Below are 26047 nucleotides of genomic sequence, written 5' to 3' on the forward strand. Positions count from 1 at the left end.
CTAGTTGTTTTGACTTGGACTTGCCATGCTCTCGCGTTACTTTAGCACTGCTCTTACCCTAACGAGTACTCGGACAGTACTCAGGCAGTACCCGGCCGATATAGATCTATTATTTAGCTATTATTTACCAATAGCCAGGCCTTGTTTCCCCTGAGTCATTCCCATGCAAATTGAACGCTTTCAGCGCAACTTCCAGAGGCATAAGCGCATCCGTGATCGCAAAGACTTTCTGTTTAGCGTGCCAAAAATTATGCTTAAAAAAGGGCCTGCTCCACAAGTTTATAACTTGATCCTAAATTAGGTTAATTGGAGTTTGGTCAGACTACAAAGCTGGAAGAGTTGCTTAGAAAATATGATTTACTCTTATTGGAATACAATGAAATCATTTTTGAAGGTTTCAGTATAAGACACCCTTACGAAACCTGCTTTTATATCCTGTTCTTTCAATATTTGTCAGGTTTTCTGCTACTTCTTAAACCCATATTTTTTACAAAAAATGCGGCTTAAAATAACATTAAAAACACAATTTGATAATTAACTATGTCTTATTCGGGAAAATTAATACTTTTGGCACCTCTATTGAAGAGGGGGTACCGAAGAGTTTATATCCTTCATGCCCGTAAATCCTCCGTTAATCCAGTGAGGATTCAATAAAAAGACATTTAAACACATTGATTTAGAAAGATGAATATTACACAGGAAAAAATTGACAACTTAAACGCAGTTGTAAAGATTAAAATTTCGCCTGAAGATTATACTGAAAAGGTCGATAAAACTATTAAAGAACAAGCGAAAAAATCTACCCTTCCGGGATTCCGTAAAGGAATGGTTCCTGCTGCACATATTAAGAAAATGTATGGTAGAAGTATCCTTGTTGAAACTATAAACGCTTTATTAAGCGAAAACCTGAATAAATTCCTGACAGAAAATAAAGTTGAAATCCTTGGTCAGCCGGTTCCGGTTGTTGATAACACTAAAGATTTTAAATGGGATGGTACTGATGCTTTTGAATTTGACTACGAAATTGGTCTTGCTCCAGCAGTTGAAGTTAACATCACTGCGAAAGATAAATTTACACAATACAATGTAAAAGCAGATGACGAGACTTTAGCTTCCCGTATCAAAAACATCCGCCGCAGCTATGGCAAAATGACAAACCCGGAAGTTTCGGCAGACGATGATGTACTTTATGCCGAATTAGCACAACTTTCTCCTGATGGTTCAGTTTTTGAAGGTGGAATTACAAATACTGGTTCTATCCGTTTAGATCAGGTTAAAGACAAAGCAATTTTGAAATCTTTAATCGGACTTAAAAAGGATGCGGTACTTGAGTTAGATCTTCAGAAAGCGCTGGGAAACAATCAGGCGGTAATTGCCAAGTTGTTAAACATTGGTGAAGATGAAGCTAAGGATTTGCAGTCTAAATTCCAGGTAACGGTTAAAAATATTAACCGTTTAGAGGAATCTGATTTGAACCAGGAGTTCTTTGATAAAATATTTGGTGAAGGTATCGTTACTGACGAAGCTGGTTTTACTGCGAAAATCACAGAAGAAATTGAAGGTATGTTCAAACAGGATGCGGATCGCAAACTACAAAATGACATGTACACTCAGTTAACTGAAAACGTGAAAATGGATTTGCCTGATGAATTTTTAAGAAAGTGGTTAAAAGCTACCAACGAAAAATTATCTGACGCTGAACTGGAAGAAGGTTACAATGATTTCGCGAAAAACCTGAAATGGACTTTAATTGAAAATAAGATCATTAAAGACAACAGTATCGAAATTAAATACGAAGATGTATTCCAAACAGCTAAACAACGTTTAGATGCACAATTCAGAATGTACAGTCCAGCTCCAATGCCGGAAGATCAGTTGTCACAATACACAGCTACTTTCCTGCAGGAAAAAGACAATGCAAACCGTATATTCGAAGAGGTGAAGGCAATTAAAGTTTTTGAATATATCCAGTCGGTTGCAACTTTAGACCAAAAAGATATAGCTTATAATAAATTTCAAGAGTTAGTTGAATCTGTATAACAGATTTCTCAAATTTCTTTAATCTTATCGTAAGGCGGCTTTATTAAAGCCGCCTTACTTATATAATGCTATTTCTGTCCCTTGTAAATAGGTAGTTGAATTTAAAAAGGCACTTAATTTTACAATAACCAAATAATTTGTCAACTTAGTTTGACTAATTTGGATTTGACAAAAGCAAAATCCCCCGTAAAAAGGACGCCAGGTCAAACCACAAAACAAAAATAGAAACTCGATAAACTTATATACAGATGAATATAGATAAAGACGAATTTAGAAAATATGCAGTTAAACATCACCGTATAAACGGCTTAAATGTAGATCGTTATATTGGTCATACAAATAGTTCACCAAAAAGTATGACTCCATACATCATTGAAGAACGTCAGTTGAACGTTGCTCAGATGGATGTGTTCTCCCGCTTAATGATGGACAGAATTATCTTTTTAGGTGATGCTATCCATGATGGTAATGCAAATATCATTCAGGCGCAGTTACTGTTCTTGCAGTCAACTGACAACAACAGAGATATCCAGATTTATATTAACTCACCAGGTGGATCTGTTTACGCTGGTTTAGGTATTTATGATACGATGCAATACATTACTCCTGATGTAGCAACAATCTGTACAGGTATGGCTGCATCAATGGGTGCGGTTTTATTAGTAGCAGGTGCTAAGGGTAAACGTGCAGCATTGACACATTCACGTGTGATGATCCACCAGCCTTCAGGAGGTTCACAAGGTGTAGCTTCAGACATGGAGATCAATTTAAGAGAGATGCTTAAGTTGAAAAAAGAATTATATGATATCATTTCTGACCATTCAGGACAGAGTTACGAATGGGTAGAAAAAGCATCTGACCGTGATTACTGGATGAAAGCAGATGAAGCTAAAAGCTTCGGAATGATTGATGAAGTATTAGGTTCGAATAAAAAATAGATAATGGCTAAACAAACTAAAGAATCCCGTTGCTCTTTTTGCGGTTCAAATAAGCAGGATACTTTAATGCTTATTGAAGGGCTTGATGCATACATTTGTGATAAATGCGTGACACAGGCTCATCAACTGGTACTGCAGGAATTTGGCAATAAACAAGCTAAATCACTGGATGCTGCCGGCCCCCTCTTAAAACCAATGGAGATTAAAGCACATATTGACCAATACGTTATTGGGCAGGATGATGCTAAGAAAGTACTTTCTGTAGCTGTATATAACCACTATAAAAGGTTAGGACAGAAGATTGATGCAGTGGATGAAGTGGAGATTGAGAAATCTAACATCATGCTGGTTGGTGAAACTGGTACAGGAAAAACTTTACTGGCAAAAACAATCGCTAAAATTCTTCATGTACCTTTCTGTATCTGTGATGCTACGGTATTAACAGAAGCTGGTTATGTGGGTGAAGATGTAGAAAGTATTCTGACCCGTTTACTTCAGGCTGCAGATTATGATGTGGCTTCTGCTGAACGTGGAATTGTTTATATCGATGAGGTGGATAAAGTTGCGCGTAAAAGCGATAACCCTTCTATTACCAGAGATGTATCGGGAGAAGGTGTACAACAGGCCTTATTAAAGATTCTGGAAGGTACTATCGTAAATGTTCCGCCTCAGGGTGGACGTAAGCACCCTGATCAGAAAATGATTCCTGTGAACACTAATAATATCCTGTTCATTTGTGGTGGTGCATTTGATGGCATTGAACGTAAGATTGCCAACAGATTACGTACACAAGCAGTAGGTTATAAAGTTAAAAAGGATGACACTGAACTTGACCTGGACAATCTGTACAAGTATATCACACCTGCTGATTTAAAATCTTTTGGTTTGATTCCTGAGCTGATTGGACGTGTTCCGGTATTAACTCACCTGAATCCTCTGGATAAACAAGCATTGCGTAATATATTAACGGAACCTAAGAATTCTTTATTCCGTCAGTATGTGAAATTATTCGAATTTGAAGGAGTAAATCTTGTATTTGAAGATGAAGTTTTAGACTTTATCGTAGATAAGGCCATGGAATATAAGTTAGGCGCAAGAGGATTAAGATCTATTTGTGAAGCCATTATGCTGGACGCGATGTTTGACATCCCATCTGATCCAACTATTAAGGAGCTGGTCATCTCGCTCGGATATGCGGTGGAGAAATTTGAAAAGGCAGACTTTAAGAAGTTAAAAGCTGCTTAAAGAATTTAAAATCCCCGTTTTAACGGGGATTTTTTTTTAACTTGTTATTTGACCACAATTAACCAGTATCAGGAGGTTTGTCCTGAAAAGAATGTCCGCTCTGGCTGCTATGATGCAGTCAATAATTATTAAAGATATGAACGAAGAAAAAGAAGTAAAAAAAGACGAGGCTATTGTAAAAAAATCAAAAAAGAACAAAGAAGTAGATTCACCGGTAAAACCGGGTTTAAAATCTAAAGGAGATATAGTTAAAAACTGGTTACCAAGATATACTGGCCGTCCGCTGGAAGAATTTGGAGAATATATTTTACTGACCAATTTCAGTAAGTACCTGCAAATGTTTTCAGAATGGAATGACAATGCACCAATCATGGGATTGGATAAACCAATGCAAAGTGTAACTGCAAATGGAATTACGATTATAAATTTTGGTATGGGAAGCCCGATGGCGGCAACCATGATGGATTTACTGACAGCAATCATGCCTAAAGCAGTATTGTTTTTAGGAAAGTGCGGTGGTTTGAAAAAGAAAAATCAATTAGGAGATCTGATCCTTCCGATTGCTGCAATCAGGGGAGAAGGTACTTCAAACGATTATCTTCCGGCAGAAGTGCCAGCATTACCTTCATTTGCTCTGCAGAAAGCAATCTCGACTACTATCCGTGATCATTCACGCGATTACTGGACAGGAACATGTTATACCACTAACCGCAGGGTTTGGGAGCACGATAAGCATTTCAAGAAATATCTTAAAACTTTGAGAGCAATGGCAGTAGATATGGAAACAGCGACAATTTTTACCACTGGTTTTGCCAATAAAATTCCTACTGGTGCTTTATTGCTGGTTTCTGATCAGCCAATGATTCCTGAAGGCGTGAAAACTACTGAAAGCGATAGTACCGTAACTACAAATTATGTAGATACGCATCTTAAAATTGGTATTGATTCTCTGAAACAATTAATCAATAATGGATTAACTGTTAAACACCTTAAATTCTAAATAGAATCGGTGTTTTTAGGATAATCGAATAACCGTAGACTTCCTGTATGATGGCTTATCAATGACCAGTCATCAAATGGGAAATCTATGTATACTACACTTGCAGTGGGCAGGTTGTAGATATGTGCATCAGCAAGGTAGTTTAGGAAATCTGTTAATCCTGGGTTATGGCCAAAAAGTGCCACCCGGTTATATCGCGGATCGATTTTATTTACTACCGCCAGTAAAGCTGTGGTATTGGCTTCATAAATGGATGGTTCTTTATGAATCTCCTCCTTTGGAATATTCCAGGTTTCTGCAAAGTGTTTAGCGGTGGTCAAAGCTCTTTTAGCCGGACTGCTCACTAATAACTCTGGAATAAGGTTTCTTTTGCTCATTCGTTCCGCCATTTCGGGGGCATTTTTATTACCCCGGTGATTTAACGGTCTGTCAAAGTCAGCAACTCCGCTTGCTGCCCAATCCGATTTGCCATGTCTTACTAATACCAATTGTTTTGCCATCCTTTTTTGTTATTCGTTTGAGAAATTAACAATTATCTCACCCGGAAGTTTTTCCATACAGTTGAAATGTCCAAGCGGACATTGCTCTAATCCGAATTTAGAGCAGGGTCTGCATGCTAAATCAATACCTGCCAGCAATGAGTTTTTTATTTTATAAGGGTATACACCTAATAATTCTGGTGTAGTGCCTCCCCAGATTGAAGCGATTGGTTTGTCAAATGCTTCGGCAATATGGGTCAGACCGGTATCAAAACCAATCACCTTATGCGCCCTGGAAACAAGGAATACAGATTGATCCAGGTTAGTCAGACCACAAGTGGAATAAATGTTGTCGCCTACAGCCAATTTAATCTCTTCTGCATTGTCTTTGACATCATTTCCACCTAATAGCACAATGGGAAGATTAATCCCTTTACAGATCTCTATAATCTTATGGTTAGGTAATCTTTTGGTGAAATGCGTAGCGCCGATAACGAAAGCGACAAATTTTGCCTGATGGGTAACAGGAAGCAGGTCCTGGATTTGATATTCCTGCGCTACGTAATAATCAATTGGTTTGTTGTCATTTTTTACGCCAAGAAACTTTACAGTTTCCAGGTAGCGGTCTACTAAATGATCTTTAGAGAAAAGACTGGTCCATTTGAATTTCAGGGCCAGCCATTTTTTTACCGTATCTTTTTTATAAGTGGAAGACGGGATTCGGGTTGATAGCTTGATAATTGTTGTGCGCAGATTATTGTGCAGGTCAATTATCAAATCAAACTTCTCCGTTTTAATATCCCTGATAGTCTCTGCAAGGGTCGGTTTTAAGAAGTGTAATTTTGTTAAATATGGATTTTGCTGATAGATATATTTAAACTGTTCTTTGGTCAGAAAATGAATTTCACATCCTGGTATTTGCAGTTTTAAACAGCGGATAACGGGTGTGGTATAAATAATATCACCCATGGAGCTGAATCTGATCACCAATATCTTTTTAGGTATGCTCAAATCAGGGTATGTTAAGAGTTTTTTATTTTATCAATGATTGCACTAGAAGAGTATCCAGGTAAAAAGCTTAACACTTGTACTTTTCCGCCATTTTCAATGACTTCTTTAGCACCTGCAATTTCTTCTGTTTTATAATCTCCACCTTTAACCAGTACATCTGGCAAGACTTTTTTTATGAGTTCCAATGGGGTATCTTCATTGAAAAAGACTACTGCATCTATAAAAGACATCGAACCTAAGATGACCGATCTGGTAATCTCATTGTTGACTGGTCTTGATGGTCCTTTTAGTCTTTGTACAGAATCATCACTATTCAAACCGATAATCAGAATGTCTCCTAAACTTGCAGCTTCAGTTAGGTAAGTAATATGCCCGGCGTGTAGTAGATCGAAACAGCCGTTCGTAAATACAATTTTCTTGCCTTCTCCTTTCCAGTGATTCACTAATGGGGTGAGTTCTGGTAAGGAAACAATTTTTGGGCTTAGGGAATGGTTGACGCTCATGTGTAATGCTTTAATATAAGTTATCTACTGCTTTACAAAAGATATGACCAATCAGGATATGCATCTCTTGTATACGTGCAGTAACATTGTCGGGTATAATGATGTTTAAATCGCATAGATTATTCATCTGGCCGCCATCCCTTCCCGATAAACCTATTATTTTACAGCCCAGTTCTCTGGCGGTATGGAGTGCCTGGATAATATTTGGACTGTTACCACTGGTTGATATTGCTATAAACAAATCACCAGGGCGGGCAAAAGCCTCCACTTGTCTGGCAAATACTCTTTCAAAACCGTAATCATTACTGATTGCTGTTAAAGCAGAGGTATCTACAGTTAAAGCTATTGCCGGTAAGGCTTTACGGTCTTTAACATATCTTCCAGTTAATTCTGCAGCAATATGCTGGGCATCGGCAGCGCTTCCGCCATTACCTGCAATTAACACTTTTCCTCCGGCCATAACGGTGTCTGTAAGTAATTTACTTCCGTTTTCGATTGCTGGGACCAGTTTGGCAATAACCTGGTCAATTGTATTTTTATGATGATTAAGTTCTTCTAATACCATTAGTTTGTTGTTTTGATAGCGGCTAAAATTTCATCAACCGTCGTAGTGGCACTGCCAATGTGTTTAATGACAATAGAAGCTGCATAATTTGAAATATGACAGGCTTCTTCTACAGTAAGACCTAAAGTTAAACAGTAGGCCAGTGTCGCAATCACAGTATCTCCGGCACCGGTAACATCGTAAACTTCAGTTGCCCTTACTGGTAAGATCTGATGGGTATCTGGTGTAATAATTGCTATTCCTCCTTCAGAAAGCGTCACAATTAAATATGCAGCATGCGTGGTGTCGAAAATGACTTCAGCTGCCTTAACCAGTTCTTCCGCGCTGTGTATCTTCTCCGTTTTGGCTGCTTCTGCAAGTTCTTTACGGTTAGGCTTGATGATAAATGCACCTTTATATTTAGTGTAATCCAGTCCTTTAGGATCAACGATGATCCTTTTTTGATGCTGGTTACAGTATTTGATCAGCGCAAGGCACAAGGTTTTAGTCAGCAGGCCCTTATTATAATCAGAAAGGATAATAATATCACTTGCTTCAATATGAGTATAAACTGCCTGCAGGAAATTCTTTTCCAGCTCAGCTGAGATATCATGTGTTTCCTCGTGGTCTATCCTTACAATTTGATGCGTAGCGGCAATTACCCTGGTTTTTACTGTTGTTGGACGTGACTGATCGGTCAGGATCAACTGTGTATCAATGTTTTTAGTTTGCAGAATTGCTTTGATTTCCTCTCCAAAACTATCCTCGCCAATAATACCGGCAAGAGATACTTTTGCACCCAGGTCGATCAGGTTACTGGCAACATTGGCTGCACCGCCAATTATTTTATTTTCTTTTTTGACATTGACAATTGGTACAGGGGCTTCTGGTGAAAGCCTGGACGCACTGCCAATAATATAATGGTCGAGCATCAGGTCACCTATGACAAGGATCTTAGGTTTTTGACTTTGATGGTGTGCATTATATAGTTTTTCTGCAAGCATGCTTATATATTAATGTTCAAAGATAGGTATAATGGTCTACTTAAATCCCGGGTTTTACGTTGTTGAAAAAAGCCGTGATTTCAGCTAATGTGAATGCATTTAAGCATTGTTTTGCTTGCAAGCCTCCTTTTCTTCCAATATATACACCGTAGTGCATATCTCTGAAACCTTCCATGCGGTGGGCATCAGGGTTTACCGAAAGTAATACGCCTTTTTCCAGTGCATAACGGTGCCACCTCCAATCCAGGTCTAAACGTAATGGATTCGCATTGATTTCTATCACTACATTATTTGCCGCACAGGCATCAATAATTTTAGCGTAATCTATAGGGTAACCTTTACGGCTTAATAACAAGCGTCCGGTTGGGTGACCTAAAATTGTTGTATATGGGTTTTCTATTGCTTTAATCAGCCTTGCTGTTGCTTTTTCTTCATCCATCCTTAAATTGCTATGGACAGAGGCTACAACGAAATCGAATGTTTTTAAAACGTCATCACTGTAATCCAGCGAGCCATCGTTCAGAATATCGCTTTCGATTCCTTTAAATATTTTAAAAGGTGCCAGCTTTTCATTAAGGATATCAATTTCTTTATGTTGTGCAAAGATGCGCTGTTCGTTTAACCCGTTGGCATAAAATGCGGATTTGGAATGATCACACATCCCCAGATATTCCAGGTTAAGGGTATCTTTACAATAAACGGCCATTTGTTCTAAGGTATGCACGCCGTCACTCCAGGTGGAGTGATTGTGAAGGCTCCCTTTGAGGTCATTATAAGTGATGAGTGCGGGAAGTTGGTTTGCTTTCGCAAGCGCAATTTCGTCCAGACCTTCTCTAAGTTCAGGGGTGATGAAAGCGAGCCCTGCTTTGCTGTAAATGGCATTTTCATCTGTAAAAGGGCCGTTGCCAGCCAGCTTTAAAACTTCAGTTACGTGAGCTTCGTTACCAGTTAGTTTGAAGAGGTTCAGGTAAAAATCTCCTTTCGGATAAATGTGCAGCTGTATTTTTAAGCCAAAAGTACTCATTGCTGTGTACAGCGTTTCTGTTTGCGCTTCGAAAGTAAAGTCTTTCAATAGCGGAAGGCCAGCTATCACAGCTGAAGGATCTTCTGCGCCGATTACAAAATCAAGTTCATTGATGATTTCCAGGTATCTGCGGTATTCTCCGGCAACACTGAATAAAGTATCTTTATTGATTTGATTGAACCAGATTTTCAGTTCTGCAGAAAGCGTATTCACCAGAGTTTCTGCCTGTGCATATAAGAATTTACCCTGAGCAGCCATCTTGAATTCAATGACTTTTTTTATTTCTTCCTGTGTTTTTAGTCCAAAGCCTTTGGCTTCTATCAGGCGATTTTCATTACAGGCATAATAAAGTTCTCCAATGTTCTCAATGCCGAGGTCTTTCCATATTACCACAATCTTTTTTGGACCAATACCTTTGATACCAAGCATTTCAACAATTCCTTCTGGTGTTTCTGCAAGAATATTTTGCAGCTCTGCCATTGTTCCGGTTTGCAGTAATTCTACAACTTTAGCAGCAGTACTTTTACCCAGACCATCGATTTTCTCGATTTCCTCCATGGTTTTACTGCTGATTGCATAAGGCAGCTTGTCTACTTTAAAGGCAGCATTTGCTATTGATTTAATTTTGAAAGGGTTCTCATTGTGAAGCTCCATCAATTGTGAAAGGAGTCTGAGACTACGGGCTATGGTTTTGTTTTCCATCGGGGGTAAAAATAAATAAAAAGAAGCGTTTTTTCGGAACAATGTGTTTGTGGTCCTGTTATTAGGGATAGTATCTGTTGTTTTTAGGAAACGTATACAATCTAATATTTGATATTGATGAAAAAATTAAATTATACGGGATTGCTGCTGATTGCTGTAGCTACGGCTTGTCATTCTCCGGAAGATCAGAAGAAAGACCCCTTTTCAACTGCGCATGCAGTTACTGCAAAGGAAGATGTGAAAATAGATAGTACCCTGCTTATTGTTGCTGGTAGACAGGCAGGTCGTATTTACCTTGGGCAGGATATGCAGGATGTATTTAAGTTATTAGGGAAACCTGATGATGGTGATGCAGCGATGGGAAGTGCATTAGCAATCTGGAATAAAGAAAAACCGTTACTTATCTTTTCTTCTTATCGGGATAGTAATATGGTGATTAAGAGCGTTAAACAAATTTCTGTTGCTGCTCCTGGTTTTAGTACAGCAGAAGGAATTCATACCGGTGTAAGTTTAAAGGCATTAAAAGCAGTTTATCCTGAACTTGAAAAAGCAGCAGTTTATACGCATCTCAAAACAAAGGCTGAGCTTACAGTTTATGATGCTGTAGCTAAAGGAATTGCTTTTGATGTGCAGAAGGATACCTGTACCGCAATTACGATACACCCTTCAAATAAATCTGTTAACGAAGTTTATCTGACTATGTATCCGGGTTGGAAGAAATTGTAAGCTGGGCAGCTGGTTCTCCGGAATATACTTATCTTATGAGGATATCATCTTATTCTTATGAAAAGACATTTCAATAAAAGTGTTCTCTATATTTTATCCCTGATTTTTCTTTGCGGGATTGTATCTTGTAAAAAAGATAAGATTCCTGCTGATCTGCCTGTTGTGAAGGATGGTACAGCAGATACATTGGCTGTTTTATTCCGGAATTCGTACCGGGTATATGAGATGCAGCGGAATGCGATTGGAATTTACAGAGATTCAAAATTATTTAAGGGAACGGATTATCACCCAGCTTCTGTAGCCAATATTGGTATTGGACTGGTGTCACTTTGTATCGCGGATCAAATGAAATGGGTTCCTGATGCGGATAAGCAGGCTATCATTACATTAAGAAGTGTTCTTGCACGCAATAAGGGTTTCAAGCTGGATGTAAATACCGCTGGGTTTCCGAGGCATTTTGTGAGTATGGAAACTGGAGCACAGGAGTGGGGTTCTGAGTATAGTACGGTTGATGCGGCTATTATGGTTTCGGGAGCTTTGTTCTGTAAGAGTTATTTTAAAAGTAACCAGACTATTTCCGGACTTGCAGATTCTTTATATCAGTCTATTAACTGGTCAAAGGCAATTGCGGATCCGTTAACTGGTAAGCTGTTTCTTACGCTTGATGCAAATGGGAATGGGATAGGCACTACATCGGTTTATAATGAATATATGCTGCTGGCTCATCTGGCTTATAAAGCTGAAAATGGAAAAGGTGGGCCTGCAACTGATTTATGGACTAATTTCTACGCAAATACGGCTAATTTACCTAAATCGAATTATGCTGATTATGAACTTCTGACAGATTACCCTGATTCTTATCTCTCTGATTTTATTCCGCAGTTTTGCTATTATCTGTGCCAGCCGTATTTGGCAAGTCCGGCTTATATGAACTATATGAAGAATGCAATGCTGGCTGATCAGCAGTGGTGGAAAGGAACTGGTAAAATAGCAAGCTATGAATGGGGGCTGGGAGCAGGTAGTGATCCTTCAGGTTATCATGCGAATCGGATTAATGATAATGCCGGACAGGTAGTTTCTCCGCATGTTATAGGTGGTTTTATTCCGGTTAATCCAGCTGCAAAGAATGATTTAATGAGCCTGTACAGGGCTAAAAAAGGGGTTTACAAGCTTCCGGGAACTGCATACGATATTTTATGGAGATATAGTGTGAAGGATCCAGCCTGGACAGCTAATGAAGTTCAGGGTATTGATTATTCGACTATGCTTTTTGGATTGGCTACTTTAGCTGAGCATTGCGGTAAAGACTTTTTTACCTTAAATAACAATTACAAGTTTCCTGTATATTCTTTTGTAAGTGCTAAATAATCATGAGAAAGGTGAGGCTATAGCCTCACCTTTTTGGTTAAAGCCCTGCTATTTCTTCAAGAGAGAGTCCGGTAAACCCGGCAATTTTAGCAATGTCAAAATTTTCTTCTTTCATTTTTCTTGCAATGGCCAGCGCAGTTTCATGTTTCCCTTTTTCCAGTCCTTTTTCTAAACCTTTTTCTAAACCTTTTTCTAAACCTTTTTCTAAACCTTGTTCTATTCCTTTTTGCATTCCTTGTTCTATTCCTTTTTGCATTCCTTTTTCAATTCCTTGTTCTATTCCTTGTTCAATTCCCTTCTGCATTCCTTGTTCTATTCCTTTTTCAATTCCCTTTTCCATTCCTTCTTTTTCTGCTCTTTCTTTTGCACATTCCATCAGGCCTATATCGTCTTCTTCCTGCTGTAAAATTGATATATATAAAAGTTGTTGTTCTGGCGATAAGTTGTTCATTTCAGCGATCTTAAATATTTTTTCAAAAACACGTTTATCCAGATACTTAGGAATCTGATTCAAACTGTGCATGTGTTTAAGCAGGTAAGCCCATTTGTCCAGCTCATTCTCCAGTTCATTTTCTTTTTTCTCAAATTTAGGCAGTTCCAAAAATTTAAATCCCAGTCCATTGTGGAATATTTTACCAGTACCGGTATTGACCAGTGAAATACTTTGCAAATAATCATCACTCAGACAATTCTTCATGTTAAAGTCCAGGATTGCAATCAGGAAAACTTCTTTCAGTTTAACTCTCCAGTTCCCTTTTTTCATTAACTTTTGCTGTTGAATCAGCCGGCTCAGGTAAAAGATGCAGCGGTCCTCGAAATTATCATGTGCTGCCCGCTGCATTTCTACGATAAACTGCTCACCCTTGTCTCCGGTACACAGCAAGTCGAAAAAGATCTTTTTATCCACCTTGCCATCCCCTGCAAGTTCAGTTGGATTATATACAAGATCAACAATGTGCTTTTCCCCCTCAAATAGCGCATTTAAAAAGGCTATCATGATCTCTTTATTAGGCTCACCGCCGAAAAGGTGTTTGAATCCAAAATCTGATAATGGATCAATGTATTTATTTGTAATAGCTAACATAATTCTTTAATGATTTAGGTCAAGCTAGTCAGGTTTTATGTTTAAAAGGTAATAAATATCTCTATTGTTAATAAATATCTTAGTAAAGAAATTTCGCCCATAAAAAAAGCCTTCCCAATAATTATTGGGAAGGCTTTTTAAACTAGCAGAGACTACTGAATATTGATTTCGAATGGCATTCTTGCCTGAATACCACTGTTCACTACTACTTTTTTCAATTGCTGATACAACAGGAAGTTTTCGCCAAACTCCTGTTTTGCATAATACATTTTTACATTATCTCCTGCATCCGATAAGAAAGATTTTAACGGATCTATTTTCTCAGGATATTCTACGATTTTATAACTGCTTAATTTCGCTTTTTTACCAGCTGCAACAATTGCATCATTGAAACTACCAATCTTATCTGCCAAACCGATTCTTACTGCATCAGTACCTACCCAGACGTGTCCACCGCCTATGGAGTCGATATAAGCTTTAGAGCGCTTACGGCCTTCTGCTACACGGCTGGTGAAAGTATCATATACATGGTTAACATCTGTTTGAATAATCAACCTCTCTCCTGGAGTTAACGGGCGGTTTGTGCTCATTATATCAGCGTACTGACCTGTTTTTACACCGTCGAAAGTAATACCTGCTTTATTGGTTAACAGGTTCTGGAAATTAGGAATAATTCCGAATACACCGATAGAACCCGTAATGGTATTTGGCTGCACAAAAATAGAGTCGGCCGCACAAGCAATATAGTAACCGCCCGAAGCTGCAACATCACCGAAAGATGCCATCACAGGTTTTACTTTTTTAGCCAGTACAATTTCTCTCCAGATCACGTCTGAGGCTAATGCACTACCACCACCTGAATTTACACGAAGTACGATCGCTTTAATTTTATCATCCTGTCTGGCTTTTCTGATGGCACGTGAAATACGTTCTGAACCAATTGATTCATCACTGCCTTCACCACCTGTAATATCGCCATTAGCATAAATAATCGCTATTTTGTTTTTGCTTTCAGTGCTTTCTTCTTTCTGATTGGTTGCATAGTCATTGATGCTGACAGTAGCAATAGTTTCCTTTTTGCCTGTTCCGCTTAACGCTTTCAATTCGTCAATGACTTCATCTTTGTATTTAAGGCCGTCTATCATTTTATAAGTCAGTGCATCCTTGGGAGCCTGAATTCTATAAGTATCAGCCATTTTATATAAACTATCTTTCGGGATATTTCTGGATACAGAAATGCCTTCCAGAAAAGTATTATATAAACCACCAAGGTAAGCTGTAACCTGCTGACGGTTGTAATCACTCATTTTTACATTCGTGAATGGCTCTACGGCACTTTTATAATTACCAACGCGGATTATCTGCGCTTCTACGCCTAGTTTTTCCATAGCACCTTTGAAAAAGGTTAGCTGAGAGCTGAATCCCTTGAATTCCAATGCACCTTGTGGATTCAGGTAAACTTTATCCGCTACTGAAGCCAGGTAATAAGCATCTTGTGTATATACTTCGCTATAAGCGATGATCTTTTTCTTACTGGTTTTGAAGTCAATCAAAGCATCCCTGATTTCTTTTAAAGTCGCTTTTCCTGCTCTTGGAGAACTTACATTCAGATAAATACATTTAATGTTATCATCTGTTTTTGCTCTTTTTAAAGCTCTCATCAGGTCGTTAAAGCCCAGGCTTTTTCCAACATTTGAACCTATAATAGGTAAATTGTCAAGTGTTTTGTTTGGTGTACGTTCTTTAATAGTCTGGTCAAGGTTAAGGTAGAGCACAGAGTTACTGACAACATCCACTGTTTTGTCGCTATCTATAGAAGAAACCAGTGCGACTACAAAAACGATAAAGAAAATGGCAATAAGAAAAGTGGAAATGATAATTCCTACTACGGTAGCAAAAACATATTTAAAAAATTCTTTCATGTGGATGTTTAATATTTAATTTGTAAATATATTAAGAAACTACCTGAGATTTATCAACTAAATTAAGGCGCGCTCTTAATGAATTAGCTTTTATATGGGATTGGAGTACAAAACGGTTTATTTGTTACTGGGAAGTAACCTGGGAGAAAGAAAAGAGTTAATTGAAGAAGCTATTTCAAAGATTGAAAGCCGTATAGGGTCAGTAGTCTCTAAATCAGCTTTATATGAGACTGCGGCTTGGGGAAACGAGGATCAGCCTCCTTTTTTGAATGTAGCAATTGGTGTGCAAACAAACAAAACCGCTGATTTGGTGTTGGACTTAGCATTGGAGATAGAGCAAGAACTGGGTAGAGTAAGAATGGTGAAATGGGGAGCCCGGCTGATTGACATTGATGTGATCCTATATGGACAGGAAATCATCAATGACGAGCGGCTACAGGTCCCGCATCCAAGGATGCAGGACAGGAGGTTTGTACTGGAACCACTGGCAGAAATTGCCGGAGAGGTTGAACATCCTGTATTTAAACAGCCTATATCAACATTATTATCTTTATTAAAAGATAATTTAACTGTATATAAAATATTATAAATTTATTAGTTTTGTTTCAAATGATTGACGAAGAAAAAAATAACAGCCCCCTTGATCTGTCTTATCTCCGGGATATGTCTGGCGATAGTGCTGAGTTTATGATTGAAATGATCGATATGTTTAAGGTACAAACACCTTTGTATGTAGCGGACCTTGAACAATCATTTGAAGCTCAGGACTGGGAAAAGATGGCCGGCTATGCACATAAAATAAAGCCTACGCTATCTTACGTAGGCAGAGAAGATGCCCGCGGACATCTCCAGCTTATAGAAAATAATGCACGTGATATGAAAGATCTTTCAGATATGCCACGCGCATTAAAGGAGTTGAACGAATTTATAGAGATCCTGTACAGGCAACTTGATGAAGCGAAAGCAGAGTTGGCAAAAAGACTGTAAAGAAATTCTTGGAAAATAAAAAAGCTGTCAGTGAATCATATAGATCTGCTGACAGCTTTTTTTATATCAGATTAATTGATTACAACTTCGGCACGCGCCTGAAGTGTAATAAAGATAAAGCGATGTAAAGTACCAACACAAATGGAACTGCAGCAAATTGCAGGAAAGCAACCAATATTGCTGACAAAATCAGAAATATAAATTTTATTTTATTCGGTTCCCATTTGATGGAACTGAATTTCAAAGAGAAGATCCTGATTTCGCTGGTCAGCAGAAAACTCATGATAACGGTAATTGCAACCAATAAAATGGAAGAACCAATTAATGCCGGATAATCTTTCTGGATAAAAGGCAATGAGACAATAAACAAGGTATTCATTGGTGTGTTTAAACCAATGAAGTCTTCAGTTTGCCGTGTATCTATATTAAATTTAGCTAAACGTAACGCTGAGAATATAGTCATCATAAAACCCAGATAAGGCAGGTATGGGGAAGAAAAATCACTCTGTGCGAGTAATTGAAACATCACCACTCCTGGCAAAAATCCGAAACTTACCATATCTGCTAAAGAGTCAAGCTCTTTACCGATAGGAGATTTGACATTCAGTAACCGGGCTGCAAAGCCGTCAAAAAAGTCACATATGCCGGATATTAACACGGCATATGCTGCAATATTCAAGTCTCCTTTAAATGCAAAAACCACGCCTATACACCCCGAAAAGAGATTGGCACAGGTTAATGCATTGGGAATGTGTTTCTTCATAACTGACTAGCTGTTCATAGAAATTAAGAACTCTTCGTTAGTTTTTGTGTTCTTGATTTGTGCCTGAACAAATTCCATAGCCTCCTGTGCATTCATATCTGCAAGGTGGTTACGTAAGATCCATACGCGTTGTAAGGTATCTCTGTCATGTAATAAGTCGTCTCTACGAGTACTTGATGCTGTAATATCGATGGCAGGGAAAATACGTTTGTTAGACAATTTACGGTCTAATTGTAATTCCATGTTACCTGTTCCTTTGAATTCTTCGAAAATTACTTCGTCCATTTTAGAACCTGTATCCGTTAATGCAGTTGCTAAAATAGTTAAAGACCCTCCTCTTTCAATGTTACGGGCTGCACCAAAGAAGCGTTTTGGTTTATGTAAAGCATTTGCGTCCACACCACCAGATAAGATTTTACCAGATGCAGGGGCAGTTGTATTGTAAGCACGTGCAAGACGTGTAATTGAATCCAGCAGGATGACAACGTCATGTCCGCATTCTACTAAACGTTTCGCTTTTTCCAATACGATATTGGCAATTTTTACATGACGTTCAGCTGGTTCATCAAATGTAGAAGCAATAACTTCTGCACGTACACTTCTTGCCATATCTGTTACCTCTTCCGGACGTTCATCGATCAGTAAAATGATCAGATAAACTTCAGGGTGGTTTTTAGCGATCGCATTGGCAACTTCTTTCAACAGGTTTGTTTTACCAGTTTTAGGTTGTGCAACGATCAAACCACGCTGTCCTTTACCGATTGGGGTAAATAAGTCAATGATCCGGGTAGAGTAGTTGTTGGTTTCTGTGAATAGATTTAATCTCTCAGTCGGGAATAAAGGAGTCAGATAGTCAAAAGGAACTCTGTCTCTTACATCAGCTGGTAAACGGCCATTGATAGTTTCTACTCTGACCAACGGGAAATATTTCTCGCCTTCTTTTGGAGGACGGATACTTCCTTTAACGGTATCTCCGGTTTTTAAACCGAAAAGTTTGATCTGAGATTGTGAAACGTAAATATCATCAGGTGAAGACAGATAGTTGTAATCTGCTGATCTTAAGAAACCATATCCATCAGGCATAATTTCCAATACACCTTCGTTAGTGATGGTATTGTCGAAATCCAGGTTTGAATAACTGTTTTCGTTCTGCTTCTGATTGCTATTGTTACCGTTGTTGTTATTATTGTTATTCTTTGGCCTGTTGTCTTCTCTTACAGGTTTTGACTTTTTAATTTCTGTATGTGCTGTAACAGCTGGCTGAACAGGTTGTCTTTCTTCAGTTCTTGGCGCCGGAGCGGCAACCGGAGCTGGAGTTTCTGACTGAATATTTCCATCGGTTGCTGCTGCTGGTGTAGTTTCAGGCTGTGCCTGCTCCTCCTGCTGCGGTGTATCGAATAGAGATGCTCTGTTGAAGTTATTACCGTTGTTAGTTGCCGGAGCTTGTTCAGCTTCGTCTTTAGGAATACGTGTCCTTTTTCTAAGCGGTTTTTCTGCAGTATTGATTTTCGGAGCTTTTGGTTTAGCTGTTTTTGCCGGGTTTTCTTTGACAGTATCCTCACTGATCGCTGTTTCAGGAACATCAATGGCAGGTGCAGCTTCAGGTTGTTGTTCACTGATTTGATGAATAACTTCAACCAATTCAGCTTTGCGCAAATCATCAGCATTCAAGATCCCCTGAGATTTTGCTAACTCCCGCAATTCTGCAGTAAGTTTTTCATTTAATTCTGTTTTGTTAAACATTATGTGGGTGTAGAGAAATTTTTATAAACGAAATTATTTATCAGTAGATCAAAGCAAAAAAATGCAAGTATGAATTTGAAAATAGAACAAATTTTTGTGAGATTTTCTGGAATGATCAGATAAACTTTTGAGAATTATGTTGCAATTGTATGTAATTGTATCCTAATCTCCAAGTAAAAACGAAAATTGTTATAAAGATTTTACTTAATATGTGCAAAACTCATCTTAAATAGGCTCTGAATTGCTGTAGAAAATTTGGCATATTTGCGCATAATCTAAGCCCAAATGAATAAGAAGCAACTATTTGAACAAATTCAAGCTAAAAAATCGTTTTTATGTGTTGGACTCGATCCGGTGTTGGAAAATGTTCCAAAACACTTGTTGAGTTTTGAAGATCCGATATTTGAATTCAATAAACAAATTATTGATGCGACCAAAGATCTGTGTGTTGCTTATAAGCCTAACACAGCATTCTATGAATCAAGAGGTTTGAAGGGTTGGGAGAGTTTATTGAAAACATGGGCTCATATTCCTGAAGATATTTTTACCATTGCTGATGCAAAAAGGGGGGATATTGGAAATACTTCTGCGATGTACGCGGATGCTTTTTTCAATGCGGAGAAATCGGGAATGAGTTTCGATGCGATTACTGTTGCTCCTTACATGGGAAAAGATTCTGTTGGCCCTTTTTTAAAGTATGCGGATAAATGGGTCATTTTGCTGGCGTTGACTTCGAATGAGAGCCATAGTGATTTTCAATTGTTTGAAAATGGAGATGGAAAACTTTATGAAGAAGTGATCCGGGTGTCTTCTAAATGGGGAAACAGTGATCAGCTGATGTATGTAGTTGGGGCAACAAGGGGAGCCGAGTTTGCGAATATCAGAAGACTTGCACCTGATAATTTTTTGTTGGTTCCTGGCGTAGGTGCACAGGGTGGAAGTTTAGCAGATGTCTGTGAATTCGGCTTAAATGAGACTTGTGGTTTACTGGTGAATTCATCAAGAGGGATTATTTATGCGGGTAAAGGGGAAGACTTTGCGGAGAAGGCAAGGGAGGAAGCTTTAAAGTTGCAGCAGGAAATGCAGATAATACTTGAAAAATCAGGTTTATTATAAGTTTCTTGCAATAAAAAAGAAATCTTGATGTGAGAAAAAATGTTTAAATTGCTATTGGCATTGTTGTCAATAAGAGTTCCTGTTTGAGGTATGATTATTGCAAAGGCCCGTTATTAAATTAAAAGCATGTTTCAGAGCATCGTAACCTATTTCGAGAAGCAAAGTTTTGGGGTCTGTACTTATATTGCAGACCGTTTTGACATGTCGATCAGTAAAATCAGATTATTCTTTATCTATTCTTCTTTTCTGGCAGTAGGTTTTCCTATTGTTTTTTATATCATGGCTGTGCTTATTTTAGATGTCCGCCATTATATTAAAAGGATCAGACAGCGGATTTGGGATTTATAAATTTATTGTTCTGTTATAAATCAGTATAACAGAACTCATACAACTATATATTTTATATTTGTTGTTTATTAATACAGTTACGAAAAATGTCGTTAAGGGGAAACCAATTTAAATCTAATTCATTCAAAAACGAATACGGGGAGAAGCCAGGTTCAAGAGCATCGTCCAAAGAACCAAGAGCAAGATTTGAAAGGATACCTTCACTGAATTTTCAGGATGAGAGGGTTTTGAAAATTGCAGGCTTGTTTTTCCTGATTCTATCCATCTATTTCCTTGTGGCATTTACTTCCTACCTGTTTACCTGGCAGGAGGATTATAGTTATGTAATTGATGCAAATGGTGGCTGGAGTAATCTTTTTAAAACAGTAGAAGAATTACAGCAGCATAATATTCCATTTGTGGTACAAAACTGGCTGGGTAAGTTTGGTGCACTATTATCTCATCAATTCATCTATGAGTGGTTTGGTGTTGCCTCCTTTTTATTTGTATTCGTTTTCTTCGTTATCGGTTACCGCTTATTGTTTAAGGTTAAAATATTTGCACTCGAAAAAACATTGGGTTATAGTTTGTTTTTCCTGCTTTTCTTGTCACTGGTTTTTGGGTTTCTACATTCTTTTATTGCTGATTCCCCACATTACCTGGAAGGTGAAATCGGGTATTGGACTAATCGCTTACTGGTTGCCCAGGTTGGTGTGACCGGAGTTGGAGGGCTTATCGCCTTTTTAGGACTGACAATTTTAATCATTGCTTACAATATTGACTTTAAATTCCCGGAGAGGGTACGTCATGAAGAAGAGGAAGATAGTATTCCTGAAGCTTCTGGTAATGCTTTCTCAGACTTTAAAGAGCCTGCGGAAAGGGTTTCTCCAATAGAACGTCCTTCGCCTTTGGCAGTGAAAGAAAATATAGAGCGGTCTGATCAGGTAGAATTCACTTTAAATGACAGGCTGGCTTCGGAGCGTAAAAAGGAACAGCAGAATATTACATTGACGCCAAGTCGTTTCGAAGAGAAAGAAGCTGAACCTGAGGTTATCGTGCCAAAAGCACCGATATTAAATGTAATGAATGCACCGATCATTCTTTCTCCGGCAGTAGAGCCGATTAAGGAATTGATCTTTGAAGAAGTTAAACCGGAACCACAGTTAACGATCCAGAAAAGTGAAGAGGAAAAGAAATCGGATGATCTGGTAGAACAGTTTGGTAATTATGACCCTACGCTTGATTTGGCGAGTTATGTTTATCCTAATCTGGAGTTATTAGAAAATTATGGTTCAAACAAGATTTCTGTAAACGCAGATGAATTAGAAGCCAACAAGAATAAAATTGTTGAGACGCTGAATCATTATAATATTGAGATCGATAAGATCAAGGCTACGATTGGCCCGACAGTAACGCTTTATGAGATTATTCCTGCACCGGGAGTCAGAATCTCAAAAATTAAGAACCTGGAGGATGATATCGCGCTGAGTTTAGCGGCATTGGGTATCCGTATTATTGCGCCGATGCCTGGAAAAGGTACAATTGGTATAGAGGTTCCGAATATGCATCCGGAAATGGTATCCATGAGAAGTATTCTGAATACGGAGAAGTTCCAGAAAACGGAGATGGATCTGCCTATTGCTTTAGGAAAAACTATTTCTAATGAGGTTTATATTGCCGATCTGGCTAAAATGCCCCATTTATTGGTTGCAGGAGCAACTGGACAGGGTAAGTCTGTTGGTATTAATGCGATCCTGGTTTCCCTGTTGTATAAGAAACATCCTTCGCAGCTTAAATTTGTTCTGGTCGATCCAAAGAAAGTAGAGCTGACATTATTTAATAAGATCGAAAGGCATTTCCTGGCAAAACTTCCGGGAGAGGCTGATGCGATTATTACGGATACTAAAAAGGTAATCCATACTTTAAATTCATTGTGTATTGAGATGGATCAGCGTTATGATTTGTTGAAGGATGCACAGGTGAGGAATTTGAAGGAGTACAACGAGAAGTTCATCAAACGGAAGCTGAATCCAAATAATTCACACCGTTTCTTACCTTATATCGTACTGATTGTAGATGAGTTTGCCGATTTAATGATGACCGCTGGTAAAGAGGTGGAAACACCAATTGCCCGTTTGGCTCAATTGGCCCGTGCTGTTGGTATTCACCTGGTACTGGCCACGCAACGTCCTTCGGTAAATATTATTACGGGTACAATTAAGGCGAATTTCCCGGCGAGGCTTGCTTTCAGGGTATTGTCTAAAATTGACTCGAGAACTATCCTGGATAGTGGTGGGGCGGATCAGCTGATTGGTCGAGGAGATATGTTATTATCTACCGGAAATGATCTGATCAGGCTACAGTGTGCGTTTGTGGATACACCTGAGGTTGATCGTATTTCTGAGTTTATTGGTAATCAGCGCGGATATGCAGAGGCTTATCAGTTGCCTGAATACCTGGATGAGGCGGCAGAGTCTGCCAAGTCTGATTTCGATCCGAATGATCGTGATGTGATGTTTGAGGATGCAGCCAGACTGATTGTCATGCATCAGCAGGGCTCTACTTCTCTGATACAAAGAAAAATGAAGCTGGGCTATAACAGAGCTGGCAGAATTATTGATCAGCTGGAAGCTTTTGGTATAGTTGGCCCTTTTGAGGGAAGTAAAGCGAGAGAGGTATTAGTGCTTGATGAGCATCAATTGGAACAGTTATTGAACGACCTGAAGAAATAATTAGAGAGCAGATGAAGAAGATATTAGGTGCGTTCCTGATTTTGTCAGGAATAAGTTTTGGTGTATATGCTCAGCAGGATGTTAAAGCAAAGACTATTTTAGCAGATGTAAGCAAGAAATATAAGTCTTATGACGTGGTAAAGGCAGATTTTACTTTTACGCTGGAAAGCCCTCAAAATAAGGTGAAGGAGACTCAGCAAGGTACTTTGATTGCAAAAGCTGCTGCTAATAAGTATAAAGTAATTATGACTGATCAGGATATGATCAGTGATGGCAAAAGCCAGTGGACTTATCTGAAAAAAGATAAGGAGGTACAGGTATCAGCTGCGGATAACAGCAGTGATGCACTCAATCCTGCAAAGGTATTCACTTTGTATGAAAAGGGTTTTAAGTATCTTTATACTGGTGATCAGAAAGCAGGTGCAAAGGTTTATCAGATGATAGATTTAACCCCAACCGATTCGAAGACTTCTTATTTTAAAATCCGGTTGAGCATTGACAAGGTTGCTAAGCAATTGGCTAATGTTTTAATCCTGGATAAGAATGGTAATAAATATACGTATACTATAAAATCTTTTATGGGCAATGCAAAAGTTCCGGAATCGACATTTGCATTTGATGCGAGGAAATATCCTGGCGTTGAAGTGGTTGATTTGCGGTAATTATACTTTAAGGTAAATGAGGGTTCAGACTAAGTGTCTGAACCCTTTTTTTTTGTTATTTTTGAACTACATTAGAATCTGTTTTAATTTTGAACAGGATCGTATAAACCAGCTGCTTTTGAAAATTACATTTTTAGGTACTGGCACTTCCCAGGGAATTCCTGTGATTTGCTGCAATTGTGAAGTTTGCCACTCTGATGATCCGAGAGATAATCGGCTGAGGGTTTCTGTATTAGTGGAAACAGGGGATAAGACGATTGTAATAGATAGCGGGCCTGATTTCAGGTACCAGATGCTTCGTGCCGGTGTAAAGGATTTGGATGCGATTGTATATACACATGAGCATAAGGATCATGTGGCAGGATTGGATGATATCCGTCCTTTCAATTATTTGCTGCAGAAGAACATTGACATCTATGCGACCGAAAGAGTTCAGGATGCTTTAAAAAGAGAGTTCTCTTATATTTTTGCGGAAAAGGTTTATCCTGGGATTCCGCAGATCAATGTACATACGATTGCTACAGAGAATTTTTATATTGGTCAGACAGTACTGATTCCTTTACAGATTATGCATTATAAATTGCCAATTCTGGGTTTCAGGATTAATGATTTTACGTATATTACTGATGCGAAGACTATTCCGCAGGAAACTATTGATCAAATAAAAGGAACGAAAGTCTTAGTCGTGAATGCGCTGCAGGTTGAGCCTCATATTTCACATTTTACTTTGGGAGAAGCGATTGCTTTTGCGCAGGAGATTGGTGCGGAGATGACTTATTTTACGCATATCGGCCATAATATGGGGAAACATGCGGATGTGGAAAAGGAGTTGCCGGAGAATATCAGGTTAGGGTATGATGGATTGGTTATAAATTTATAATTTTTAAAATAGTTGCTTGATTATAGCGAATAAATATATATTTGCACCTCACAAGATATCCGGGTGGCGAAATTGGCAGACGCACCACCTTGAGGGGGTGGCGCTTGAAAAGGCGTGGCAGTTCGAATCTGCTTCCGGATACGTTATAAAAGGATGACCAGTTGATTTATTTCAATTGGTCATTTTTGTTTGGGAATCCGGTAAAAAATTTATACGATTAATTTGTTTTTATTTAAAAATATTGGACGACTAAAATTCTTTCTGTTACCAAAATTAGCTTAGCTTGCTGCTGATTAACCTTAGAGCAGAACAATTGAATATGGTAAAATTTGGTGCGTCTTTATTGTCATGGATCTTGCCCGAGTGGAAGGCAGTTGAGGGGGCTTATGCGATTCAAAAAACAGCAGCAGCAGGATTCGATGTGCTGGAGATCTTATTACCTCCTTCGATGAAAATCAATACCAAAACGGTACGAAAACAATTACAGGAACATCATATTCAGGCGATCTGTTCATTTAATCTTCCTGCCAATTGTCATATTCCTTTTTATCCTGATCAGGCATATGACGCGATTAAATCGGCGCTTAATAAAGCTGCTGAACTGGAATCAACAATTCTTGCGGGAGTGCTTCACAGTGGCATTGGTGTTTTCTCAGGTTCGGTAAAGACAGCTGAGGAAACTGAAACGGTAGTCCAGGTATTAGCGCTATGTGCTGATTATGCGAGCCGTTTAGGGGTAACGATGTGTTTGGAGCCTGTTAACCGGTATGAGAGCTATGTATGTACTTGTGCTGCTGATGTGCTGGATTTAGTTGAACAGGTTGGCTCAACTGCTTTAGCGCTTCATCTGGATACTTTTCATATGAATATCGAAGAAGATAATTTTCGCGATCCGGTGATCAATAGTGGCAGTCATTTAAAACATATGCATATTACAGAGAGTAATCGCGGTATGCCAGGAGAAGGAAATGTGCACTGGGATGATCTCTTTGAGGCGCTGGCAAAGATTAATTATGACGGAGCATTAGTGCTGGAGAATTTTTCTTCTGCTATAAACGGCATGGCGGAACGTGTTAATCTATGGCATCCTTCCACGTATAATGCGCAGGATCTGGCAGAAGGTAGTCTGGCTTTTATCAAGCAAAAGGCCTTGGATTATGGGTTGTAATTTTTTCTTACCTTTGTCTTTATAATCAACTCATCTATTCATGTAGGATCTAATTTCTTTCAGAAAAAAACGAAACTGG

General features: G+C 38.6%; 24 protein-coding genes and 1 tRNA gene. 15 read left to right on the forward strand and 10 right to left on the reverse strand.

Going from position 1 to position 26047, the window contains the following annotated elements; translation table 11 throughout:
- Positions 1 to 684 precede the first annotated feature (684 nt).
- The 4 genes from tig to ABIB30_RS25100 all read left to right on the forward strand — a co-directional run bounded on the left by tig (position 685) and on the right by ABIB30_RS25100 (position 5223).
- Positions 685 to 2040 carry a trigger factor gene (gene tig / locus ABIB30_RS25085; protein ID WP_354305761.1) on the forward strand — a complete coding sequence of 452 codons (1356 nt, stop codon included), beginning with the start codon at positions 685 to 687 and terminating at the stop codon, positions 2038 to 2040.
- 248 nt (positions 2041 to 2288) lie between these two features.
- Entirely contained in the window at positions 2289 to 2978 is a 690-nt protein-coding gene (gene clpP / locus ABIB30_RS25090) for an ATP-dependent Clp endopeptidase proteolytic subunit ClpP (RefSeq protein WP_068395397.1), read from the forward strand.
- Between the two features lie 3 nt (positions 2979 to 2981).
- Positions 2982 to 4223 carry an ATP-dependent Clp protease ATP-binding subunit ClpX gene (clpX, locus tag ABIB30_RS25095; protein WP_068395399.1) on the forward strand — a complete coding sequence of 414 codons (1242 nt, stop codon included), beginning with the start codon at positions 2982 to 2984 and terminating at the stop codon, positions 4221 to 4223.
- 136 nt (positions 4224 to 4359) lie between these two features.
- Positions 4360 to 5223 carry an AMP nucleosidase gene (locus ABIB30_RS25100; RefSeq protein ID WP_354305762.1) on the forward strand — a complete coding sequence of 288 codons (864 nt, stop codon included), beginning with the start codon at positions 4360 to 4362 and terminating at the stop codon, positions 5221 to 5223.
- On the opposite strand, the gene ABIB30_RS25105 is transcribed toward ABIB30_RS25100, so the two are convergent.
- Genes ABIB30_RS25105 through ABIB30_RS25130 form a run of 6 tightly spaced genes read right to left on the reverse strand, consistent with a single transcriptional unit; the run spans position 5220 to position 10490 of the window.
- Entirely contained in the window at positions 5220 to 5723 is a 504-nt protein-coding gene (locus tag ABIB30_RS25105) for a SixA phosphatase family protein (RefSeq protein WP_354305763.1), read from the reverse strand. The genes ABIB30_RS25100 and ABIB30_RS25105 overlap by 4 nt on opposite strands.
- A 9-nt stretch (positions 5724 to 5732) precedes the next feature.
- A complete protein-coding gene (locus ABIB30_RS25110) occupies positions 5733 to 6713 on the reverse strand; it encodes a glycosyltransferase family 9 protein (RefSeq protein WP_354305765.1) in 981 nt (326 codons plus the stop codon).
- A gap of 11 nt (positions 6714 to 6724) precedes the next feature.
- Complete coding sequence (gene rfaE2 / locus ABIB30_RS25115; RefSeq protein ID WP_354305767.1) at positions 6725 to 7216, reverse strand: D-glycero-beta-D-manno-heptose 1-phosphate adenylyltransferase; 492 nt, start codon at positions 7214 to 7216, stop codon at positions 6725 to 6727.
- 10 nt (positions 7217 to 7226) lie between these two features.
- Positions 7227 to 7781 (reverse strand): D-sedoheptulose 7-phosphate isomerase, encoded by a 555-nt coding sequence (gmhA, locus tag ABIB30_RS25120; protein WP_354305768.1) that lies wholly within the window; start codon positions 7779 to 7781, stop codon positions 7227 to 7229.
- Positions 7781 to 8764 (reverse strand): D-glycero-beta-D-manno-heptose-7-phosphate kinase, encoded by a 984-nt coding sequence (gene rfaE1, locus ABIB30_RS25125; protein WP_354305769.1) that lies wholly within the window; start codon positions 8762 to 8764, stop codon positions 7781 to 7783. Before rfaE1 ends, gmhA begins: the two co-directional genes overlap by 1 nt.
- 40 nt (positions 8765 to 8804) lie before the next feature.
- Complete coding sequence (locus ABIB30_RS25130) at positions 8805 to 10490, reverse strand: DNA polymerase/3'-5' exonuclease PolX (protein WP_354305770.1); 1686 nt, start codon at positions 10488 to 10490, stop codon at positions 8805 to 8807.
- A 117-nt stretch (positions 10491 to 10607) separates the two neighbouring features.
- On the opposite strand from ABIB30_RS25130, the gene ABIB30_RS25135 reads away from it, so the two are divergent.
- Positions 10608 to 11216 carry a hypothetical protein gene (locus ABIB30_RS25135; protein ID WP_354305771.1) on the forward strand — a complete coding sequence of 203 codons (609 nt, stop codon included), beginning with the start codon at positions 10608 to 10610 and terminating at the stop codon, positions 11214 to 11216.
- Positions 11217 to 11273: 57 nt separating this feature from the next.
- Positions 11274 to 12584 (forward strand): hypothetical protein, encoded by a 1311-nt coding sequence (locus tag ABIB30_RS25140; RefSeq protein WP_354305773.1) that lies wholly within the window; start codon positions 11274 to 11276, stop codon positions 12582 to 12584.
- A gap of 37 nt (positions 12585 to 12621) precedes the next feature.
- On the opposite strand, the gene ABIB30_RS25145 is transcribed toward ABIB30_RS25140, so the two are convergent.
- Together ABIB30_RS25145 and sppA are read right to left on the reverse strand one after the other, a co-directional pair.
- The gene (locus ABIB30_RS25145; protein ID WP_354305774.1) at positions 12622 to 13668 is read right to left on the reverse strand and encodes an Rpn family recombination-promoting nuclease/putative transposase; all 1047 of its coding nucleotides are present in this window, start codon (positions 13666 to 13668) and stop codon (positions 12622 to 12624) included.
- 152 nt (positions 13669 to 13820) lie between these two features.
- Complete coding sequence (gene sppA / locus ABIB30_RS25150) at positions 13821 to 15590, reverse strand: signal peptide peptidase SppA (protein WP_354305775.1); 1770 nt, start codon at positions 15588 to 15590, stop codon at positions 13821 to 13823.
- A gap of 94 nt (positions 15591 to 15684) precedes the next feature.
- Between sppA and folK the strand changes: the two genes are divergently transcribed.
- Both folK and ABIB30_RS25160 read left to right on the forward strand, forming a co-directional pair.
- Positions 15685 to 16179, forward strand: coding sequence for a 2-amino-4-hydroxy-6-hydroxymethyldihydropteridine diphosphokinase (gene folK, locus ABIB30_RS25155; RefSeq protein WP_354305777.1), 495 nt, complete (start codon positions 15685 to 15687; stop codon positions 16177 to 16179).
- A gap of 20 nt (positions 16180 to 16199) precedes the next feature.
- Positions 16200 to 16577: an Hpt domain-containing protein gene (locus tag ABIB30_RS25160; RefSeq protein WP_068395421.1), complete on the forward strand. Its 378-nt coding sequence runs from the start codon at positions 16200 to 16202 to the stop codon at positions 16575 to 16577.
- A 79-nt stretch (positions 16578 to 16656) separates the two neighbouring features.
- Here the strand turns inward: ABIB30_RS25160 and pssA are convergent, their stop codons facing one another.
- Both pssA and rho read right to left on the reverse strand, forming a co-directional pair.
- A complete protein-coding gene (gene pssA / locus ABIB30_RS25165) occupies positions 16657 to 17340 on the reverse strand; it encodes a CDP-diacylglycerol--serine O-phosphatidyltransferase (RefSeq protein WP_354305778.1) in 684 nt (227 codons plus the stop codon).
- A 6-nt stretch (positions 17341 to 17346) separates the two neighbouring features.
- Positions 17347 to 19083 carry a transcription termination factor Rho gene (gene rho / locus ABIB30_RS25170; RefSeq protein ID WP_354305779.1) on the reverse strand — a complete coding sequence of 579 codons (1737 nt, stop codon included), beginning with the start codon at positions 19081 to 19083 and terminating at the stop codon, positions 17347 to 17349.
- 285 nt (positions 19084 to 19368) lie between these two features.
- Here rho and pyrF point away from each other — a divergent pair, with 285 nt between their 5' ends.
- The 7 genes from pyrF to ABIB30_RS25205 all read left to right on the forward strand — a co-directional run bounded on the left by pyrF (position 19369) and on the right by ABIB30_RS25205 (position 25968).
- On the forward strand, positions 19369 to 20199 hold the full coding sequence (pyrF, locus tag ABIB30_RS25175) for an orotidine-5'-phosphate decarboxylase (protein ID WP_354305780.1): 831 nt from the start codon (positions 19369 to 19371) through the stop codon (positions 20197 to 20199).
- A 126-nt stretch (positions 20200 to 20325) separates the two neighbouring features.
- Positions 20326 to 20547 (forward strand): PspC domain-containing protein, encoded by a 222-nt coding sequence (locus ABIB30_RS25180; RefSeq protein ID WP_111635784.1) that lies wholly within the window; start codon positions 20326 to 20328, stop codon positions 20545 to 20547.
- A gap of 86 nt (positions 20548 to 20633) precedes the next feature.
- On the forward strand, positions 20634 to 23258 hold the full coding sequence (locus ABIB30_RS25185; protein WP_354305781.1) for an FtsK/SpoIIIE family DNA translocase: 2625 nt from the start codon (positions 20634 to 20636) through the stop codon (positions 23256 to 23258).
- Between the two features lie 11 nt (positions 23259 to 23269).
- Positions 23270 to 23920, forward strand: a complete 651-nt coding sequence (gene lolA1, locus ABIB30_RS25190; RefSeq protein WP_354305782.1) for an outer membrane lipoprotein periplasmic chaperone LolA1 — start codon at positions 23270 to 23272, stop codon at positions 23918 to 23920.
- Between the two features lie 118 nt (positions 23921 to 24038).
- A complete protein-coding gene (locus ABIB30_RS25195; RefSeq protein WP_354305783.1) occupies positions 24039 to 24800 on the forward strand; it encodes an MBL fold metallo-hydrolase in 762 nt (253 codons plus the stop codon).
- 57 nt (positions 24801 to 24857) lie between these two features.
- Positions 24858 to 24941 (forward strand) — tRNA-Leu (locus tag ABIB30_RS25200).
- A gap of 178 nt (positions 24942 to 25119) precedes the next feature.
- A complete protein-coding gene (locus tag ABIB30_RS25205) occupies positions 25120 to 25968 on the forward strand; it encodes a sugar phosphate isomerase/epimerase family protein (RefSeq protein ID WP_354305832.1) in 849 nt (282 codons plus the stop codon).
- Positions 25969 to 26047: the final 79 nt, after the last annotated feature.

The organism is Pedobacter sp. UYP1, assembly GCF_040547305.1.
GTDB lineage: Bacteria > Bacteroidota > Bacteroidia > Sphingobacteriales > Sphingobacteriaceae > Pedobacter.